Origin of the sequence: Salinivibrio sp. IB643 (genome assembly GCF_001996105.1) — a bacterium.
Taxonomy (GTDB): domain Bacteria; phylum Pseudomonadota; class Gammaproteobacteria; order Enterobacterales; family Vibrionaceae; genus Salinivibrio; species Salinivibrio costicola.
On record NZ_MUFF01000018.1, the window covers coordinates 14,953 to 34,799 of the forward strand.

16 protein-coding genes are annotated in these 19,847 nt (G+C 50.0%); 5 read left to right on the forward strand and 11 right to left on the reverse strand.

Features of this window, described 5'->3' with window-relative positions; all coding sequences use genetic code 11:
• Positions 1–72 precede the first annotated feature (72 nt).
• The 3 genes from purU to BZG77_RS09330 all read left to right on the forward strand — a co-directional run bounded on the left by purU (position 73) and on the right by BZG77_RS09330 (position 3,638).
• The gene (gene purU / locus BZG77_RS09320) at positions 73–906 is read left to right on the forward strand and encodes a formyltetrahydrofolate deformylase (protein ID WP_021022444.1); all 834 of its coding nucleotides are present in this window, start codon (positions 73–75) and stop codon (positions 904–906) included.
• 448 nt (positions 907–1,354) lie between these two features.
• Positions 1,355–3,085 carry an arginine--tRNA ligase gene (gene argS / locus BZG77_RS09325; protein ID WP_077460177.1) on the forward strand — a complete coding sequence of 577 codons (1,731 nt, stop codon included), beginning with the start codon at positions 1,355–1,357 and terminating at the stop codon, positions 3,083–3,085.
• 124 nt (positions 3,086–3,209) lie between these two features.
• Positions 3,210–3,638 (forward strand): HIT domain-containing protein, encoded by a 429-nt coding sequence (locus BZG77_RS09330; protein WP_077647038.1) that lies wholly within the window; start codon positions 3,210–3,212, stop codon positions 3,636–3,638.
• Between the two features lie 5 nt (positions 3,639–3,643).
• On the opposite strand, the gene BZG77_RS09335 is transcribed toward BZG77_RS09330, so the two are convergent.
• The 3 genes from BZG77_RS09335 to znuA form a co-directional block, all read right to left on the reverse strand.
• Positions 3,644–5,911, reverse strand: a complete 2,268-nt coding sequence (locus BZG77_RS09335) for a hypothetical protein (protein WP_077647039.1) — start codon at positions 5,909–5,911, stop codon at positions 3,644–3,646.
• A 114-nt stretch (positions 5,912–6,025) separates the two neighbouring features.
• Complete coding sequence (mepM, locus tag BZG77_RS09340; protein WP_077647040.1) at positions 6,026–7,363, reverse strand: murein DD-endopeptidase MepM; 1,338 nt, start codon at positions 7,361–7,363, stop codon at positions 6,026–6,028.
• Complete coding sequence (gene znuA, locus BZG77_RS09345) at positions 7,347–8,243, reverse strand: zinc ABC transporter substrate-binding protein ZnuA (RefSeq protein ID WP_241844140.1); 897 nt, start codon at positions 8,241–8,243, stop codon at positions 7,347–7,349. The genes mepM and znuA overlap by 17 nt, the downstream gene beginning before the upstream one ends.
• Before the next feature lie 78 nt (positions 8,244–8,321).
• Between znuA and znuC the strand changes: the two genes are divergently transcribed.
• Positions 8,322–9,086, forward strand: coding sequence for a zinc ABC transporter ATP-binding protein ZnuC (gene znuC / locus BZG77_RS09350; RefSeq protein ID WP_077647042.1), 765 nt, complete (start codon positions 8,322–8,324; stop codon positions 9,084–9,086).
• The gene (gene znuB, locus BZG77_RS09355) at positions 9,079–9,870 is read left to right on the forward strand and encodes a zinc ABC transporter permease subunit ZnuB (protein ID WP_077460171.1); all 792 of its coding nucleotides are present in this window, start codon (positions 9,079–9,081) and stop codon (positions 9,868–9,870) included. The genes znuC and znuB overlap by 8 nt, the downstream gene beginning before the upstream one ends.
• Positions 9,871–10,057: 187 nt before the next feature.
• Here the strand turns inward: znuB and sucD are convergent, their stop codons facing one another.
• The 8 genes from sucD to sdhC all read right to left on the reverse strand — a co-directional run bounded on the left by sucD (position 10,058) and on the right by sdhC (position 19,605).
• Positions 10,058–10,930: a succinate--CoA ligase subunit alpha gene (sucD, locus tag BZG77_RS09360; protein WP_021022452.1), complete on the reverse strand. Its 873-nt coding sequence runs from the start codon at positions 10,928–10,930 to the stop codon at positions 10,058–10,060.
• 2 nt (positions 10,931–10,932) lie between these two features.
• Positions 10,933–12,099, reverse strand: a complete 1,167-nt coding sequence (gene sucC, locus BZG77_RS09365) for an ADP-forming succinate--CoA ligase subunit beta (RefSeq protein ID WP_077647043.1) — start codon at positions 12,097–12,099, stop codon at positions 10,933–10,935.
• Between the two features lie 112 nt (positions 12,100–12,211).
• Complete coding sequence (gene odhB / locus BZG77_RS09370; RefSeq protein ID WP_077647044.1) at positions 12,212–13,423, reverse strand: 2-oxoglutarate dehydrogenase complex dihydrolipoyllysine-residue succinyltransferase; 1,212 nt, start codon at positions 13,421–13,423, stop codon at positions 12,212–12,214.
• 28 nt (positions 13,424–13,451) lie between these two features.
• Positions 13,452–16,262 (reverse strand): 2-oxoglutarate dehydrogenase E1 component, encoded by a 2,811-nt coding sequence (sucA, locus tag BZG77_RS09375; RefSeq protein ID WP_077647045.1) that lies wholly within the window; start codon positions 16,260–16,262, stop codon positions 13,452–13,454.
• A gap of 115 nt (positions 16,263–16,377) precedes the next feature.
• The gene (locus BZG77_RS09380) at positions 16,378–17,088 is read right to left on the reverse strand and encodes a succinate dehydrogenase iron-sulfur subunit (protein WP_021022456.1); all 711 of its coding nucleotides are present in this window, start codon (positions 17,086–17,088) and stop codon (positions 16,378–16,380) included.
• A 13-nt stretch (positions 17,089–17,101) separates the two neighbouring features.
• The gene (sdhA, locus tag BZG77_RS09385) at positions 17,102–18,868 is read right to left on the reverse strand and encodes a succinate dehydrogenase flavoprotein subunit (protein WP_077647046.1); all 1,767 of its coding nucleotides are present in this window, start codon (positions 18,866–18,868) and stop codon (positions 17,102–17,104) included.
• Positions 18,869–19,219 (reverse strand): succinate dehydrogenase, hydrophobic membrane anchor protein, encoded by a 351-nt coding sequence (sdhD, locus tag BZG77_RS09390; protein WP_021022458.1) that lies wholly within the window; start codon positions 19,217–19,219, stop codon positions 18,869–18,871.
• Positions 19,213–19,605 carry a succinate dehydrogenase cytochrome b556 subunit gene (sdhC, locus tag BZG77_RS09395; RefSeq protein WP_021022459.1) on the reverse strand — a complete coding sequence of 131 codons (393 nt, stop codon included), beginning with the start codon at positions 19,603–19,605 and terminating at the stop codon, positions 19,213–19,215. Before sdhC ends, sdhD begins: the two co-directional genes overlap by 7 nt.
• Positions 19,606–19,847: the final 242 nt, after the last annotated feature.

Sequence of the window (19,847 nt, forward strand, 5' to 3'; positions counted from 1 at the left end):
CAAAATCACTTTGACCTAACAGGCCAGAAAGGGTAAAACCAGGGGTTTAGTAATAAGCAGCACAGTATCAACATGGAACGAAAAACACTTCTCACGGATTGTCCTGACGCTCAAGGCTTAATCGCCACCATCACCAATATTTGCTACAAACACCAGCTCAATATTATTCATAACCGCGAATACGTTGATCACGCTACCGGGCAGTTTTATATGCGCACCGAGCTGGAGGGGATTTTCAACGATCATACCTTGCTATTGGATCTTGACCACGCATTACCACCCGGTAGTCAGCGTCAATTAGTCAGTTCGCGTCGCAAACGTGTGGTGATCATGGTCACCAAAGAGTCGCATTGTCTCGGCGATATTTTGATGAAAGCGTATGACGGATCGCTCGATATAGAGATTGCCGCTGTGGTAGGGAATTACGATAAGTTACAGCCTTTAACCGAGCGGTTTGATATCCCGTTTCACTTTGTTAGCCATGAAGGATTAAGTCGCGACGAGCACGAGCAAGCGATGATTAAGGCCATTCAAGGCCACCAGCCTGATTATATTATTCTCGCCAAATATATGCGGGTGCTAACGCCAGATTTTGTCGCCCAATATCCGCATCGCATTATTAATATTCACCATAGCTTTTTGCCTGCCTTTATTGGTGCACGCCCCTATCATCAAGCCTTCGAGCGCGGGGTCAAAATCATTGGTGCGACCGCCCATTTCGTGACCAACGATTTAGATGAAGGCCCTATTATTGGCCAAGATGTGATTCATGTTGATCATAGCTTTAGCGCACAAGATATGGCAAAAGCTGGCCGGGACGTAGAAAAAAGCGTGCTCAGCCAAGCGATCGCTCGCGTTATCGACGATCGCGTCTTCGTGCACGGCAATAAAACCGTGATCTTATAGCTCAGCCTTCTTATTTCACCAAACTGCCAAACATTGCCAGCGCGCCGGTGCTGGCCCACCCCTCATGCGTGAAATTACAGGAAAATGTGTCAGCAACTGATTGATTTTATCTAAAAAGTGGCGTCATCTCGCACTACGATTTTTCCTTTGATGGCATCATAATTGGTAACCTCCGAGAGGGAAAAAAGGCTCGTTGTATTCCGGCGCGTAAAGATATCAAGGAAGGCGGTGAATAACTATTGCCAATGCCTGCTGTTTTATGGGTATCATTAGGGATCATCCGCGTCGATGAACGTCATGGTTCGCGACAATACAGCATCCCGCCAACACTGTGTTTGCACGCTTCATTCTCGCGCAATACAGTGTTGGCGGATTCTTGTATTGATAAGCTGGAAACCCACATAACGGGTCATTCATAATCAGCCCGGCTAGTAGTAAAGGTAAGCAAGTGAATATTCAAAGTCTTCTTAACGAAAAAGTTTCTGCCGCCATGGTTGCGGCGGGTGCGCCTGAGGGCACACCAGCAGCAGTGCGTCAATCTGCAAAACCACAATTTGGTGATTATCAGGCCAATGGTGTGATGGGTGCAGCCAAAAAGATCGGGACGAACCCGCGTGAATTTGCCCAAAAGGTATTGGATGCGCTTGATCTCGGTGAGATGGCAAGTCGCGCAGAGATTGCCGGTCCAGGCTTTATCAATATCTTTTTAAACGATCAGTGGCTGGCTAAACAGGCGGATATCGCCCTGTCCGACGCGCACTTAGGTATCGAGAAACAAGATAAGCAAAATATTGTCGTCGATTACTCGGCACCTAACGTTGCTAAAGAAATGCACGTTGGTCATTTACGCTCCACCATTATCGGTGATGCGGTGGTGCGTACATTAGAGTTTTTGGGTCACAAGGTTACACGGGCCAACCACCTAGGTGATTGGGGAACGCAATTCGGTATGTTGATTGCTAACCTCGAGCTGCACGAGTCACGCGGTGATGATATCTCCATGGAGCTGGGCGATATTGAAAACTTCTATCGTGAGTCTAAAGCGCGCTACGATGAAGACGAAGCCTTTGCCGCCACCGCACGTGACTACGTGGTGCGATTGCAGCGTGGCGATGCCTATTGCAAAGAGAAGTGGGAAAAGCTCGTTAAAGTCACGTTAGAGCAGAACCAGCAGAACTATGACCGTCTAAACGTTTCCCTGACACCAAAAGATGTCATGGGCGAGAGCCTTTATAACGATATGCTGCCGGGTATTGTTGAAGACTTAAAAGCGAAAGGCATCGCGGTCGAAGACGATGGGGCTCAGGTGGTCTTTCTCGACGAATATAAAAATAAAGATGGCGAGCCGATGGGTGTGATCATCCAAAAACGTGATGGCGGCTTTCTTTATACCACCACCGACATTGCTTGCGCCAAGTATCGCTATGAACAATTTAACGCTGATCGCGTGATGTATTTCATTGATTCACGCCAGCATCAACACCTAATGCAAGCTTGGACCATTGTTCGTAAAGCCGAGTATGTTCCGGAAACCGTTAGCTTGGAGCACCATGCATTCGGCATGATGCTGGGTAAAGATGGCAAACCGTTTAAAACACGTGCGGGCGGCACAGTGCGTCTTGCTGACCTATTGGACGAAGCAGAAACGCGTGCCAAAGCACTGATTGCTGAAAAGAACCCTGATATGGATGCGGCCGAGCAAGCGAATATCGCGACGACGGTTGCAATGGCAGCGGTAAAATACTCCGATCTCTCCAAGCACCGTACTACCGATTATATTTTCGACTGGGATCATATGCTGGCCTTTGAGGGGAATACCGCGCCTTACATGCAATACGCATATACCCGCGTTGCCTCAGTCTTTGCAAAATCAGGCGTCGATCGGGATGCGCTTGACGGTGAGATGATCATTGAGCACGAAAAAGAAAAAGCATTGGTTGCTAAGCTACTGCAATTTGAAGAAGCCGTGAAATCTGTAGCCCGAGAAGGACAGCCGCACTTAATGTGTAGTTACCTCTTTGAGCTTGCAGGCTTGTTCTCTAGCTTTTATGAAGCTTGCCCAATCCTGCTCTCAGAAGGACACACTCGCCAAAGCCGCTTGCGCATGGCCGCACTCACTGCGAAAACCATCAAGCAAGGTTTGGCGCTATTGGGCATCAATACGCTTGAACGCATGTAATGGCTAAGCGGACGAGATAACCTAATAGCGAAAAGCCCACCTTGTCGGTGGGCTTTTTATTTGCCGTGACCCACTCGTCGGTTGTGATGTAAGCTGGCGAGATTCATTTCAATACGGAGTGGCTATGTCTTTTTCTCTTCACCCTCGTTTAGCCGCTGACAGCACGTATGTCGGCGATTTAGCATTGTGCCAATTACGTCTTGCAGGCGCAGATTTTGGTCCATGGCTTTTGCTTATCCCTCGTGTAAGTGGCATCGAAGAAATCCATCATCTCAGCCCAAGCGATCAACAAACACTCTGGCAAGAGTCCTCCCTGGTCGCAAGCTGTCTAGAATCTCTTTTTGCTCCCGACAAGCTCAATATTGCAGCAATTGGTAATCTGGTCCCGCAGCTTCATCTCCATCATGTTGCGCGATTTCGCGACGATGCGGTATGGCCCAATCCAATCTGGGGGCACCTCCAAGCGACGCCGCGCTCACCGTCACAACAAACAGCACTTGTGAGTCAGTTTAGAGAGGCGCTTGTTACTCAAGGACTAACGGTTTTGTCGTGATCACGTCACCCAGCATCTGAGGATTCCGCCAAGGCCTCCGTTGCACCCTCTCGTTTTTTAGTTTCACTCGGCACTGCGAGCGCTTGGTATTCAGTCCACATGGGTTTCAACGTGGACTGAAAAACCGGATATGCACCGGCATCATCCAAGGGAAAATCAGTATGCTCCCCAACCTGGTGCCGTTGTTTGAACGCTAACCTAACTGCGGCTAATACAATACTGACAAAGAGCATCAAAACGACACCGCTCACCAGGTAAGGCAATATCGGCATAGAGACTCTCATATCCAGTACAGTATGCAACGCACCATCACGCGGAATGGCAACCCGAAGCTGATAGTGCCCTCCGACCATATTCGCTAACGAGAAGGTTTCTCTTCCGGTTTGCTGCCAAGCGGCCAGCGGTTTAGCCAAAGACTGGCCAGATTGTCGGTCAGGGACCAATTGGTAGTGAATACGAGTGACCTGACGCTCAGGCGGCCAGCTTCCCCAAGACACGTTAACCGGGCTTTTTTCGAGCAGTGTGATTGCGGTCTGCTGGCGTGGGCCAACACGCCAGCGCTTATGTTGCTGCCATAGCGCCCCAATCACCACCTGAGGCGGTTTACGCAGCGAAAACGCGAGTTGGTCGGTTTCAATCACGTACTTATTTTCAGCGTCCAGAATGGTCAACTGATGCGGGCGAGACGCAAAACAAGCCACTTGCTCAGACTCAGAAGGCAGTCGGAAAGTGCGGATAAAACCTCGTGGTGCAATGTGGATTAAAGCCTGATTACTGTACGCCCAGATACCGTCTCGATTTCCAGTGATACAGCGAAAGGCTTCATTCTCCAATGCTAGGTACGCCACCGAGGTTGAATTAGATAAGTTTGGGTTGTATTGATATAGCCCCTTATTATTCACCAACCATACCCGCCCTTGCTCATCGGCATAGAGATCAACGATGGGTAGTAAGGCATCCATGAACGGTATCGGCTGGAACTGATCATGACGATAACGCGTCAGCCCTTGGCGATGACGAATCCAAACACTCCCTCTGCCATCATCATAAAAGCCTAATATATCACCCGCATCAGATTGCCAATTAGTGCCATAATCGATAACCTTTTCAGATTCAGGCCAATAGCGAATGAGGCGATCCTTGAACGCCAGCCACATAACGCCATTTGAGTCGACATATAAATGCTGAGCCGGGAGTGACGAGAGAGACTCGGGGAGCGTGAGGTCAGCGCTTAAATTCCGCCAACCGCCTGAATACAGCCCCCGCGAATCACTACTGGCCATAAAACCTTGTGTCATCACTGTTGGCACATCCTGATGTTGATGCGAAATCCAGCGTTGCCCAGGCGCGCGATAACGGGTTGTCTTATCGGTTGAAAACCAGACGCCGCCCTCAAAGTCGCCCCACAAAAAGGTGACTGACTTTCCCGGTATTAACCGAGCGCCGGGCTGCCATACGGGCGTTGCTTCCCCGCCAATAGAGAGAAAATAGACGCCATCGGCACGCGCCGCCCAAAGCCCACCGGAGCCGGCCGTTAAGCGCTGGTAACCCCCTTGGGTATTAAGTAGATGCCGTGCTTGAACCGCACGGTCTGATAACGCTAAGAGGTAGACGCCTCGTTCAGTACTGACCCAAGCTCTATCTCCCTTTGCCGTTATCGCAGTCACAGAGCTTGTAAAGCGCGTGAGTTGGCGAATACCGTCATCGGTAAGCTGATACAAACCTTTGCCAATCGCGACTAATCGGTGCTCAGCGGTAAGCCACGTATGGTCCGCACGCCATTGACCAGCTCGCCAAATACGAAATTGATTCTCTTTGACGTGATAACGGCTTAATTGTCCATCTTGGATATACCACAGCGTGTTATTCACCGCGGCTAATCGAGGTTGACTCTCGCCGCGTGTGTCTTTACCGCTGTCTGACAACTTATATTGGATTAGCGTATTGTCACCCGTGCGAAAGCGGTAAATACCTCGTTGGCCCGCAAGCCATAACGTTTGGTGAGCATAGGCGATGGTCACTATTTTTTCGTCAGGTAAGGTCAGCGTTTCGTCTAGAGGGTGGGATTGTTGTCCATCGAAGAAATAAATATCGCCTTGATGATTAAGCAGCCACATACCGCCTGAGGGTTGGACCGCGACATCTCGCACATCACCAACCGCACTGAGCCCCGGATAAGATTGAAATGACGATTGTAGTGGTTCGTGCGCATGCAAAGGCAGACAAAGGAGAACAAGAGCCAACCATAAAAAACAAAGACATTGGCGTTTCATGTATAAAATACGAGACAGGTTTGCAGGGTTCGGCCTTGTAGTGTCCTGCTAGTCACTACGAAAGAAAACCCTGCCTCCCCAAATGTGAGCGAGCCCTCACATTTTTAATATTTATTACCCATTAAGACGCTGCTCCAATGCTTGCTGCGCATGTTTTGCTTGACGCTGAAACTCACCTCTCTCCTGACTCGGCACGGGATGCGCTTCGGGCAACGGCACTTTCATGGCATTCACAGGGTGGCCGTACTTTAATAACTCAAAATGCAGGTGTGGGCCGGTCGAGCGTCCCGTGTTGCCACTGAGCGCAATCCGTTGTCCCATTGATACGTGGTCGCCAGGTTTCACCAAAATCCGGTGTAAATGGAGATAACGGGTTGAGTATTCACGACCATGTTTGATGACAACATAGTTTCCTGCTAACGGGTGTTTGCGCGCTTTCACCACCACGCCATCACCTGCCGCTAGCACCGACGTCCCAACGGGGGTAGCAAAGTCGGTCCCGTTATGCGGCGAGATACGCCCCGTAATGGGATGCTTGCGGTGAGGATCAAACGATGAGCTAATCCGGTAGCGTTTCGCCGTAGGGATGCGGCGCAGGGCACGATCTAAGCTTTGCCCTTGCTCATCATAAAAACGGCCATCTGTATGTCGATAAATGAAGATATCACGGTCTCCCGCTCGATAGAGCATGGCGGATATATCTCCAGATGAGACCGGTTTATTGTCAATAAACTCTTTATCCACCTGAATCGCAAACTGATCGCCTCGACGCGATTGGCGTCCAAAGTCAAACCGCCATTGTAATGCCGAAACCAGGTTTTGAATTTGATTAGGGGTTAGCCCCGCTTGGCGAGCTTGTTGGTAGAAACTGCTGTTGACACGACCAATCACGGTGACTTTTTCACGATCCCCTTTGGTTTCTAAACGCGCATACGCTACCTTCCCCTGCTCAAAACGATACTGATCCCGGTATTTGAGCGATTGGTACAGGGTGAACGTTAATAACCGTCCTTGTTCATCGACCTGCCATTCCATGTTTTGACCACGACGGATGTCACCCACGCGATCATTTTCATCAAGCATTTGATAAAGCTGGCTGATCGGAAGTCCGTATTGGGAAAAAATATCTCCCAAGGTATCGCCGGCAGCCACCGTGTGTTGGTGGGTGCGCGGTGCTTCCGAGATGATGTCTTTTTCTAATGCATCTTCCGGTACGCGAAGTGCAGGATCATCGGCATCCAGACCCTGCTCGATAGGCTCACTGTGCTCGACGGAGGTAATATTTTGCGTATCGTTCGGGATAGGTATCGGTTGGCGATCACGTGAAGAGGAAAAAGGATGGGGCTGCCACATCAAGGCAGCGCCAACTAAAAGAGATAATGATGCGAGTGCTAGCTTGTGCTGGCGTGGTAGCCGAGCCGTAGCAGCTAACCAGTTAGTGAGTAGTTTCATGCTTTAAACAACGTGCGAAACGATTTCCCATATCTTTTAAAAACACCTGATAAGCATCAGGCGTTACCTGAATTGACGTCGCCAATGGATCGAGTTCGAGGACATTGACGTCATTATGTCGGGTCACAGCATCAATCAGTGCAGGATTAAACTGCGGCTCAGTGAAGATACAGGTCGCATCATGATTAAGCAATCCTCGGCGAATGGTTACTAACGTCTTAGCGCCCGGTTTTTGGCTTGGATCCACGGTAAAATGGCCGGTTTTCTCGAGGCCAAAGGCCGTTTCAAAGTAGCCATAGGCATCATGAAAGACAAAGTAGCCTGACTGCATATGCGTGGATAACTCATCTTCAATATCCGCGACGGTTTGGGTTAGCTGGGTATTAAAACGGTTAAGGTTAGCCCGATAGATCGCCGCTTTATCCGGCGCCGCCTCAATTAAAGCCGCGGTAATCGCTTGCGCGGCTACCCGTGTGGTGTCTGGACCCAACCACAGATGAGGGTCGATGTTATGTTCACCGTGATCATGGCCATGATGATCATGGGCGCCGTCAAAATCACGCAGTGGCATCCCCTCAATCTGAGATAGCGTCAGCACCGAGGGCTTATCGGCTAATAGCTTATCGAGAAACAGTTCGAGTTCGGGCCCGACCCATAGGGTGATATCGGCTTGATTCAACGCGCGAATATCTGAAGGTTTTAGGGCGTAGCTATGCGGTGATGCGCCAGGAGGTAGCAGCACGTCTAAACGATCATCATCGGCAATGAGCCCTGCCGTAATAAGCTGAAGCGGTTTAATGGTTGTCATCACCGTGATCGCGTGAGCCGGCATCACCAGCAATAGCGCAAAAAGTCCACCAATAATACGAGCTGTCATCATTCCTCTCATTCTTTTGTTTTCTCGACGGGCAGAAATGTTATATTATAACAATTCCAATTCACAATGCTTTTTTTCACTATGACAAATTCGCTAGTCTCGCTTGACGCGGTGACGGTGACCTATAACGGCCGAAATGTGCTGGACAAGATCTCTATGCAATTAAAACGAGGACAGATTACCACGCTCATTGGTCCAAATGGCGCGGGGAAATCAACCTTGGTCAAAGCATTAATTGGTTTAGTGAAGCCTGCAGCGGGTATGGTTCACGTCGCTAAAGGGGTGAAGATAGGCTATGTGCCACAAAAACTTCAGCTTAACCAGACACTGCCTTTGACGGTTGACCGATTTATTCGCCTAGGAACACGCTATACCAATTCCCAAATTGATCACGCGTTGAAAACCGTCAACGCAGAATCATTGCAATACGCCAATATGCACACGCTTTCGGGCGGTGAAACACAACGTATTCTTTTGGCGCGTGCGATCTTAAAACAGCCGGATGTGCTGGTGTTAGATGAACCGGTGCAAGGGGTCGATGTCAGCGGCCAATTAGAAATGTATAGCCTCATCGCGCACCTGCGCGATACACTAAAATGCGCGGTATTAATGGTGTCACACGATTTGCATTTAGTCATGGCCAAGACCGATGACGTCATTTGCCTTCAACACCATGTGTGCTGCTCTGGCGCACCCGACGCCATATCTCAGCATCCATCCTATGTCGCGATGTTTGGTCGTCAAACCAGTGAACAACTGGCGTTATATCATCACCACCATCATCACCAACATGATCTTGCAGGCCAGCCTGTAAGCTGTGATCACCAAGAGCACCACCATGATTGAGTTCCTTCTTGCCCCTATTATGGGTGGCCTACTTATCGCTGCCATTGCTGGGCCATTAGGCTCTTTTGTGGTCTGGCGTCGGATGGCCTATTTCGGCGATACCTTAGCACACGCTTCATTACTTGGGCTTGCGCTTGGGTTTTTGCTCCAAATTGACTTAAATCTCGCGCTGGTAGTGACGTGTTTGCTTCTCGCGATCTTGTTGGTTGGTCTGCAACGCCAACATCTGGTTTCTACCGATACCTTACTCGGGATATTGGCACACAGCGCTCTGTCTTTGGGCTTAGTGGCGGTCAGCTTTTTAGACAACATGCGGGTTGATTTGATGGCCTATTTGTTTGGCGATCTGCTGGCGGTTTCATTTGCTGACCTTACCTGGCTCGCGGTCGGCGCCTGCTTTACGCTTGCTGTACTGGGATATTATTGGGAACAACTTCTATCGATGACCGTCAGTGAAGAGCTGGCTAAAGTCGAAGGGATAGCGGTCGAAAAACTGCGGCTTTTATTGATGCTATTGATTGGTTTAGTGATCGCATTGGCGATGAAGTTTGTTGGCGCGCTGATTATTACATCCATGCTGATCATTCCCGCTGCAACAGCCCGCCGACTGGCGTCTACGCCAGAGCAAATGGCGGCTTTTGCTAGCCTGATTGGCATGTTCGCCGTGATGCTGGGTATGGCTGGATCCTGGTTTTATGATACGCCCGCAGGGCCGTCAGTAGTGGTTGCTGCAGCCAGTGTATTTATGCTCACGCAGCTGGTCCCCTCTCGCGCCGTTACCTGAGTATCTGCGACCACGGCCTGAATGCGATGATGCTCTGAATGCGATCATAGCCTGAACGAGTCTAAACGTTAAACACGTTTATGCTGTGAAAACGCGCAGGCCTTTGCTAACGCCTTAACGTCTTCCCTGTAACGACAAAAGCCGCTCACATGAGCGGCTTTGGGCTTTGCGTGACTGGAAAATTACATTACCAGTTGGTTTTTTCACGTAATGCTTTGCCAATATCGGCCAAGCTTTTCACTGTTGTCACGCCTGCCGCTTCCAAGGCCGCAAATTTATCGTCTGCGGTACCTTTACCACCAGAAATGATTGCACCCGCATGGCCCATACGTTTGCCTGGAGGCGCAGTCACACCAGCAATATAAGCCACAACCGGCTTGGTAACATTCGCTTTAATGTACGCGGCGGCTTCTTCTTCGGCGGTACCACCGATTTCACCAATCATTACAATGGCTTCGGTGGCTGGATCCTTTTCGAACATCGCAAGGATGTCGATAAAGTTTGAGCCTGGAATCGGATCACCACCAATTCCAACGCACGTTGATTGGCCAAAGCCTTCATCGGTTGTTTGTTTTACCGCTTCATAAGTCAAGGTGCCTGAGCGTGAAACAATGCCTACCTTACCCGACTGATGGATATGTCCTGGCATAATGCCAATCTTAGACTCATCGGGGGTAATCACACCGGGGCAGTTAGGGCCGATCATTCGCACCCCTGCTTGATCCAGTTTCACTTTCACTTCCAGCATATCCAGCGTTGGAATACCTTCGGTAATACAGACGATCAGCTCAATCCCGGCGTCAATCGCTTCTAAAATGGCATCTTTACAAAAAGGCGCTGGCACATAAATGACCGAGGCAGTGGCGCCGGTCGCTTCAACCGCGTCTGCCACGGTATTAAAGACCGGAAGGCCGAGGTGAGTCGTGCCGCCTTTGCCCGGTGATACGCCACCGACCATTTGGGTTCCATATTCAATCGCCTGCTCGGAATGGAAGGTTCCTTGACCGCCCGTAAATCCTTGGCAGATAACTTTGGTTTCTTTATTGATTAGCACTGACATTGTTATTTACCCTCCGCGGCAGCAACGACTTTCTGTGCGGCTTCGGTTAGCGACGTTGCCGCAATGATGTTCAAACCACTATCGGCCAGTTTTTTGGCGCCTGAGTCTGCGTTATTCCCCTCAAGGCGAACCACAACAGGCACTTTAACGCCGACTTCTTCAACCGCACCAATAATGCCATCTGCAATCAGATCACAGCGCACAATGCCGCCAAAGATGTTCACCAGTACCGCCTTTACGTTGCTATCAGACAGAATGATTTTAAAGGCTTCTGTCACACGCTCTTTTGTCGCACCGCCTCCCACATCGAGGAAGTTGGCAGGGCTACCACCATGTAAGTTAACAATGTCCATGGTCCCCATTGCCAAGCCAGCACCATTCACCATACAACCAATGTTGCCGTCTAGCGCAACATAGTTCAGCTCCCACTGCGCCGCATGCGCTTCGCGCTCATCGTCTTGACTCGGGTCGTGCATCGCACGCACCTTCGGCTGACGATATACCGCATTACTGTCAATCGCTAGCTTTGCATCCAAGCAATGCAAATCGCCTTGTTCAGTAATCACCAGCGGGTTTACCTCAACCAAGGCAACATCTTTATCCAAGAACAGTTGACCAATCCCGACAAAGATCTTAGTGAACTGCTTGATTTGGTCACCTTCTAAGCCAAGTTTAAATGCCAGTTGGCGACCCTGGTAAGGTTGTGGGCCAACCAAAGGATCAATCGATGCTTTGTGAATCAGCTCTGGCGTTTCTTCGGCGACTTTTTCTATTTCAACACCGCCTTCGGTGGATGCCATGAAAACAACGCGACGCGAGCCACGGTCGACCACGGCGCCCAGGTAAAGCTCTTTAGCGATATCGGTGCAAGACTCAACCAAAATTTTGCTGACTGGTTGGCCATTCTCGTCCGTTTGAAATGTCACCAGGTTTTTACCTAGCCATTTCTGTGCAAATTCGCGGATTTCTTCTTTTGAGTTTGCGAGTTTCACCCCGCCCGCTTTTCCGCGGCCACCGGCGTGAACTTGGCATTTCACAACCCATTTGTTGCCGCCAATTTTATCGGCTGCTTCAGCAGCTTCTTGTGGTGTATCGCAGGCATAGCCCTCTGAAACTGGTAGACCATATTCAGCGAACAGCTGCTTTGACTGATATTCGTGCAGATTCATGATGTTCTATCCGTGTTAGTGTCCATTATTGTATCTTTATGCTTTCCAAAGAAGGGGACCTCCGTCCCCTTCAAAACGGTTTATTTCCCTCAAAAAGAGGTCGATAACACCATTAAACGTCTAGGAGCAGACGTGTTGGGTCTTCAAGGAGCTCTTTGATGGTGACCAAGAAACCCACCGACTCACGACCATCAATAAGACGGTGATCATAGGAAAGCGCAAGGTACATCATCGGCAAGATTTCAACCTTGCCATCTACCGCCATGGGGCGATCTTGAATTTTATGCATGCCAAGAATGGCAGCTTGAGGTGGGTTAATGATCGGCGTTGACATTAATGAGCCGAACACACCGCCATTGGTCAGGGTAAAGTTGCCTCCGGTGAGTTCATCAACGGTCAACTTGCCGTCACGCCCCTTTATGGCTAAGTCACGAATACCTTTTTCGATATCGGCAAAGCCTAGTTTATCGCAGTCGCGCAATACAGGCGTTACCAAGCCACGCGGAGTAGACACCGCCATACTGACGTCAAAATAGTTGTGATACACAATCTCGTCACCATCAATCGACGCATTCACTTCTGGATAACGCTTAAGGGCTTCAACAACCGCTTTGACGTAAAAAGACATAAAGCCAAGGCGAATATCATGACGCTTTTCAAACGAATCACGGTACTGCTTACGCAATTCCATAATTGGCTTCATGTTCACTTCGTTAAACGTAGTAAGCATCGCGGTGCTGTTTTTTGCTTCGAGCAAACGCTCTGCCACTCGCTTACGCAAACGGGTCATCGGCACACGCTTCTCGCCTCGCTCCGCCACGGGCGGTACGTCTTGGGTCGCCGCTTTCTGCTCACTACTTTGCGCGGGCTGCTTCTTCAGGTGCGCTTCCACATCTTCTCGGGTAATGCGTCCGCCTACACCCGTGCCTTTCACCGCATCCGAAGAAAGATCATGTTCAGCCAATAAGCGACGGACGGCAGGGCTCAGTGAGTCATTGCTCTCTTCTTCTAGTGACGCAGTGTGGCGCTTATCCGGTGATGCCTCTGATTCAGCGGGCACATCTTTGGTTGGTTCACCCGCGACTGCCCCTTCTTTCAGCTTGGCGATCGCTTGTTTGCCCAGCACGGTTGACCCTTCATCTTCAATGATGGATTCCAGTACCCCATCTGCAGGAGCGGGAACTTCTAGCACGACCTTATCTGTTTCAATATCAACCAGTACTTCGTCACGGGTTACCGAGTCACCTGGCTGTTTATGCCATGTGGCAATCGTTGCGTCAGCCACAGATTCGGGTAAATCGGGAACCAGAATGTCGATTGTCATATCGTATTTATCCTTAATGTTCTAGTTCTTACTTTAGGGTCAGAGCGTCTTGTACTAACGCTTTTTGTTGTTTCTGGTGTACAGACATATAACCTACCGCTGGCGATGCCGAGGCGGCACGCCCAGCGTAGCTGAGTGTGGCACCATCCGGTAAGGCTGCACGGAAATTGTGCTGGCTGCTGTACCAAGCCCCTTGGTTTTGTGGCTCTTCTTGACACCATACAAAGTCTTTTGCATTGCCGTAAGGCGCAATCACTTCTTTCACCGCCTCAAGCGGGAACGGATAAAGTTGCTCGATACGAACAATGGCTACGTCATCGATTTCTTGCTCGCGGCGTGCTTTCAGCAAATCGTAATAGACCTTACCGGCACACATAACCACCCGTTTCACCTTGCTTGGATCCAGATCATCCATTTCACCGATAGCGGGTTGGAAATCGCCCTCTGTCAGATCGTCTAGGCTGGATACACAAAGCGGATGGCGTAGCAAGGATTTAGGTGACATAACCACCAATGGTCGACGCATCGGGCGAACAACTTGACGGCGTAGCATATGATAAACCTGAGCGGGGCTCGAGGGCACCACGACCTGCATATTTTGCTCGGCGCATAATTGCAAATACCGCTCTAAGCGGGCGGAAGAGTGCTCAGGGCCCTGCCCTTCATAACCGTGAGGGAGCAACATGGTTAAACCACACATCCGGCGCCACTTCTGCTCGCCAGAGCTGATGAACTGGTCAATCACAACTTGCGCGCCATTACCAAAATCGCCAAATTGCGCTTCCCATACCGTTAAGCCACCCGGCTCTGCGGTCGCATAACCATACTCAAATGCCAGGACGGCCGCTTCAGACAACACAGAGTCATAAATTTCGAACGGCCCTTGCTTGTTATGGATATTGGCAAGGGGGACATAGGTACTGCCATCGCCTTGGTTATGTAATACCGCGTGACGATGGAAGAAAGTACCACGACCACTATCTTGGCCCGTAATACGAATACGCTTGCCGTCGTCCACCAGCGTGGCATAGGCCAATGTCTCGGCCATCCCCCAGTCAACAGGTTTTTCACCATCAATCATCGCTTTACGATCTTTGTAAAGCTTACCGACTCGGCTGTGTAGCGTATGGCTATCTGGCAATTGACAGATACGGTTACCAAGCTCTTTCAGCCGTTTGGCATCGAACTTGTTCGCCCACTCAACCGTCCAGTCGTGGCCGAGATAAGGGGTCCAGTCGACCGAGTGCAACACCATTGGGCGCCACTCTTTCACTACGCATTCACCGCTGTCCAACAGATCACGGTATTCGTTGATCAATTCGGTCGCTTTTTCTAGGTTAGCAATGCCTTGTTGATCAAGCACATCCGCATAGAGTTTACGCGGCGTTGGATGTTTTTTGATCTTCTGGTACATCATCGGCTGCGTGGCATTCGGTTCATCCGCTTCGTTATGGCCATGACGACGATAACAGACCAAATCAATGACCACATCGCGTTGAAACTCATTACGAAAATCAAGCGCTAAACGCGACACAAATGCAACCGCTTCGGGATCGTCGGCATTGACGTGAAAAATCGGCGCCTGAACCATTTTCGCGATATCGGTGCAGTACTGGGTTGAGCGAGAATCTGCCGGATTTGAGGTTGTAAAACCAATCTGATTGTTCACCACAATCCGCACCGTGCCGCCCACTTGGAAGCCCCGCGCTTGAGACATATTAAAGGTCTCTTGCACCACGCCTTGTCCCGCAATCGACGCATCGCCATGAATGGTGATCGGCAGTACGCTTGAGCCTGTGCTGTCTTCGAGTCGGTCTTGACGCGCACGCACGGAGCCCATGACCACTGGATTAACAATTTCAAGGTGTGACGGGTTGAACGCTAAAGCAAGATGAACGTCACCACCTGGGGTCGCAAAGTCAGACGAGAACCCCTGATGATATTTCACATCACCGGTTCCCCAACTTTCATCTTGTTTCCCTGCGAACTCATCAAATAACTCTGACGGCTTTTTACCCAGCACATTGACTAAGACATTGAGTCGACCACGGTGAGCCATCCCAACAACCACTTCACGCCCACCTTTACTCCCCGCGTGGCGAATAAGCTCTTTGAGCATAGGAATGAGCGAGTCGCCCCCTTCAAGCGAGAAACGTTTTGCCCCAGGGAATTTAGCCCCCAAATACCGTTCAAGGCCTTCTGCTGCCGTTAGCTCTTCCAAAAAGGTGAGCTTCTCTTCCTCGCTAAATTGTGGCTGCCCCACAACTGATTCGAGGCGGCTTTGAATCCAACGCTTTTCTTCGGTATCTGTAATGTGCATGTACTCAGCACCAATTGACCCGCAATAGGTCTTTTGCAGTGCGTCATACAACTCACCTAATTGCATATTGTCTTTGCCAATTGCAAATGAGCCGACATTAAAGGTCTCGTTAAAATCCTGCTCGTTAAGAGAATGGAAGTCAGGTGACAAATCGGGGACAGGTTTACGTTTCCATAATCCGAGGGGGTCTAAACTGGCCTGTTGATGGCCACGGAAACGGAACGCATTGATCAGTTGAAGAACTTTGACTTGTTTCGCGTCTACATCTGGATCATTGACTGAAGCACTTGCACGCGATGTATCGGTAGCTAAGCGTCGAAAGTAATCGCGAACTCGAGAGTGGGGTTGTTCTACCGCGGTATCACTCACCACTGGTAGCTGGTCAAAGACCGCTCTCCATTCTTGATCAACTAACTCCGGGTCACTGAGGTACATTTCGTAGAGATCTTCTACGTACGTTGCATTGGCGCCAGCCAAATGAGAAGACTCTAACCAAGCCTTCATCACGCCATTTTGCATTGTTATCCCTTAACCACTAGTTATTTATCCAAACACCGGTTCTAAGCCGGGTTACCTGTTATTAAGCCCCGTCCTAGAACGGGGCATTTTTTATCTACGTTATTGGTTCAGCGTTTTAAACGCCGCGCTGAATCAGCATTGACTTAATGTGCCCAATTGCCTTGGTTGGATTAAGCCCTTTTGGACATACACTGACACAGTTCATTATTCCGTGGCAACGGAAGACACTAAAAGCGTCGTCTAGATCAGATAACCGTTCTTCAGTTGCCGTATCACGGCTATCTGCTAGCCAGCGATAGGCAGCAAGAAGGCCTGCAGGGCCGACGAACTTGTCAGGGTTCCACCAAAAAGACGGGCAAGAGGTGCTACAGCAAGCACACATGATGCACTCATACAAACCATCAAGCTCTGCTCTATCTTCCGGCGCTTGAAGGTTCTCACGCGACGGTGGTGTCTCATCGTTGATCAAATAAGGTTTGACGCGCTCATAGTTCTCATAGAACTGCCCCATATCGATAATCAGATCACGCACTACGGGCAAACCAGGCAACGGACGAATAACAATCTCCGACTTATCCATTAGCGAGGATAAAGGCGTGATGCATGCCAGCCCATTTTTACCGTTCATATTGACACCGTCAGAGCCACAGACCCCCTCTCGACACGAGCGACGGAATGACAGGGTTGGATCCTGCTCTTTGAGTTGAAACAGCGCATCCAAAAGCATCATATCTGACCCTTCAGGGACGTCGAGTGTGTAATCCTTCATGTATGGCGCATCGTCCACATCTGGATTATAGCGATAGACTGAAAAATTAACGTTCATCGTTTCGACCCCCTTAATAAGTACGTGCTTTCGGTGGGAAAGCGTCACGATGCACAGGCGCCATATTGACGTCGCGCTTGGACATGGTTTCCGTTTCTGGGTTATAGATGGAGTGACACAACCAATTCTCGTCATCACGCTCTTGGTAGTCGAAGCGCGCATGAGCACCACGGCTTTCCGTCCGATAATACGCGGAGACCGCCGTTGAATAGGCAGTTTCCATCAGGTTCTCCAGCTCCAAACACTCGACGCGCTGGGTGTTAAACTCTGTTGATGTATCATCAAGGCGTGCTGTTTTGAGTCGCTCACGGATAGCATCCAACTCTTTCAGCCCTTTTTCCATCGCTTCACCTTCTCGGAACACCGAAAAGTTTTCTTGCATACACGCTTGAAGGTCTTTGCGAATTTCTACTGGGTCTTCACCCTGCTGAGTACTATTCCAGCGATTGACGCGAGCCAGAGAGGCTTCAATATCTGATTCACTGGCGTCTCTTGCTTCCACCTGCGCTGCCAAAGTTTCCCCTAGGTGTAACCCTGTTGCACGGCCGAAGACAACCAAGTCTAAGAGCGAGTTGCCCCCTAAGCGGTTAGCGCCATGTACAGAGACACTGGCGATTTCACCGCAGGCAAAAAGCCCTTGAACTTCGATATCATTGCCCAGTGGATCTTGTTTAATGGCTTGGCCGGATACTTGCGTTGGAATGCCTCCCATCATGTAGTGACACGTTGGGATAACAGGAATCGGCTCTTTGATCGGGTCGACATGTGCAAAAGTGCGCGACAAATCCAAGATACCCGGCAAGCGCGATTCCAGTACATCTTTGCCGAGATGGTCGAGCTTCAGCTTAATGTGTGGGCCCCATGGCCCCTCACAGCCGCGTCCTTCACGGATCTCGATCATCATTGATCGGGCAACCACGTCACGACCCGCAAGGTCTTTTGCATTAGGCGCGTAACGCTCCATGAAGCGTTCACCATCTTTATTAAGTAGATAGCCACCCTCACCACGACAGCCTTCTGTCACCAAGACACCGGCACCCGCAATGCCTGTGGGGTGGAATTGCCACATTTCCATGTCCTGCATCGGTACGCCAGCACGGAGCGCCATACCGACACCATCACCGGTATTGATGTGCGCGTTGGTGGTTGACTGGTAAATACGGCCTGCGCCCCCAGTCGCCAACACGGTTGCTTTCGATTTGAAGTAACAAATCTCACCCGTTTCCATGCACATCGCCGTTGCACCGACAATCACGCCATCTTGGTTTTTGACCAGATCAAGGGCATACCACTCTGAAAAAATCGTGGTTTTATTTTTGATGTTTTGTTGGTAAAGCGTATGCAATAAGGCATGGCCAGTTCGGTCTGCCGCCGCGGCGGTACGTGCCGCTTGCTCGCCCCCAAATTGTTTTGATTGACCGCCAAAGGGTCGTTGATAGATCGAACCATCTTCAAAGCGAGAAAAGGGCAATCCCATTTTCTCTAGCTCAATCACTGACTGCGGGCCTGTTTTACACATGTATTCGATAGCGTCTTGATCACCGATATAATCGGAGCCTTTAACGGTGTCGTACATATGCCATTGCCAATTATCCTTGTGCGAGTTACCCAGTGCCACTGTAATCCCGCCCTGTGCTGACACAGTATGCGAGCGAGTTGGGAACACTTTAGATAACAGCGCACACGTTAGGCCCTGCTCGGATATTTGCAGTGCCGCGCGCATACCGGCGCCACCTGCTCCAATAACGATTGCATCAAATTCGCGAACTGGAATACTCACTTACACACCCCACAATACAAAGAAACCGGCAAACACATAGATGAGAAGCGTGGCGACAACAGCAAGCTGTAATACACCGCGCAGCAAGGCTGGCTTTATATAATCAGTCAACACCTGCCACATCCCAATCCAGCCGTGGATCAGCACAGAGACCAGGGCCAACATGGTAAAGACCTTCGTGCTGGTCTGGCCGAAAAACGCTGTCCATGAGGCATACGTAATCTCAGGGCCAAAGACGGCAAAACCGACCATATAAAGTGTGTAAAGTGTGATGAGAATCGCAGTCGCTCGGACCAGCACATAATCGTGCACACCGTTGCGACCCACCGATGAAATGTTTTTTGTTACCATACTAAAACCCCCGCCAACACAGCTAGCACGCCTGCAATTACAAACGAGACTTGGGCACTTTTTGCCCCCGACTCCAGCTCTTCAAAGTAACCCAGGTCTTGGATTAAATGACGAATCCCGCCAACGATGTGATAAGCCAGCGCCGTCAAAATGCCCCAAAGTACGAGCTTGACGAAGAAGGTATCGAGTATCGCAGCAGCAGATTGAAATCCATCAGGAGAAGAGAGAGACAGGCTAAGCAGCCACAGTAGGATGGCAATCGAAACAAAGGTGATCACACCTGATATCCGATGCAAAATAGACGCAATCGCTGTAATGGGGAAGCGAATCGTCTTAAGGTCGAGGTTTACGGGTCTTGACTTTCTTTCTTTCACGATATTGCCCACTCAGCTCTATTGAGCATTTATAGTTATTACACTCTCTGAACCTCAGTACTCAAAGCGTAAGACCTGCAACATCTGCGTAACGCGCTTCATGTACCTTATTGCTTATAACTGCAATTCTTGGTGAATGGATCACGTCAGTTAGGAAAGGTGTTTGAGCCCCTAAACGCTCTAGGATACTGATTTGCCCAGAGACCTCGAAAAAGTATACGTGGCGTAACAGACAATTACAAACGCACAAAATT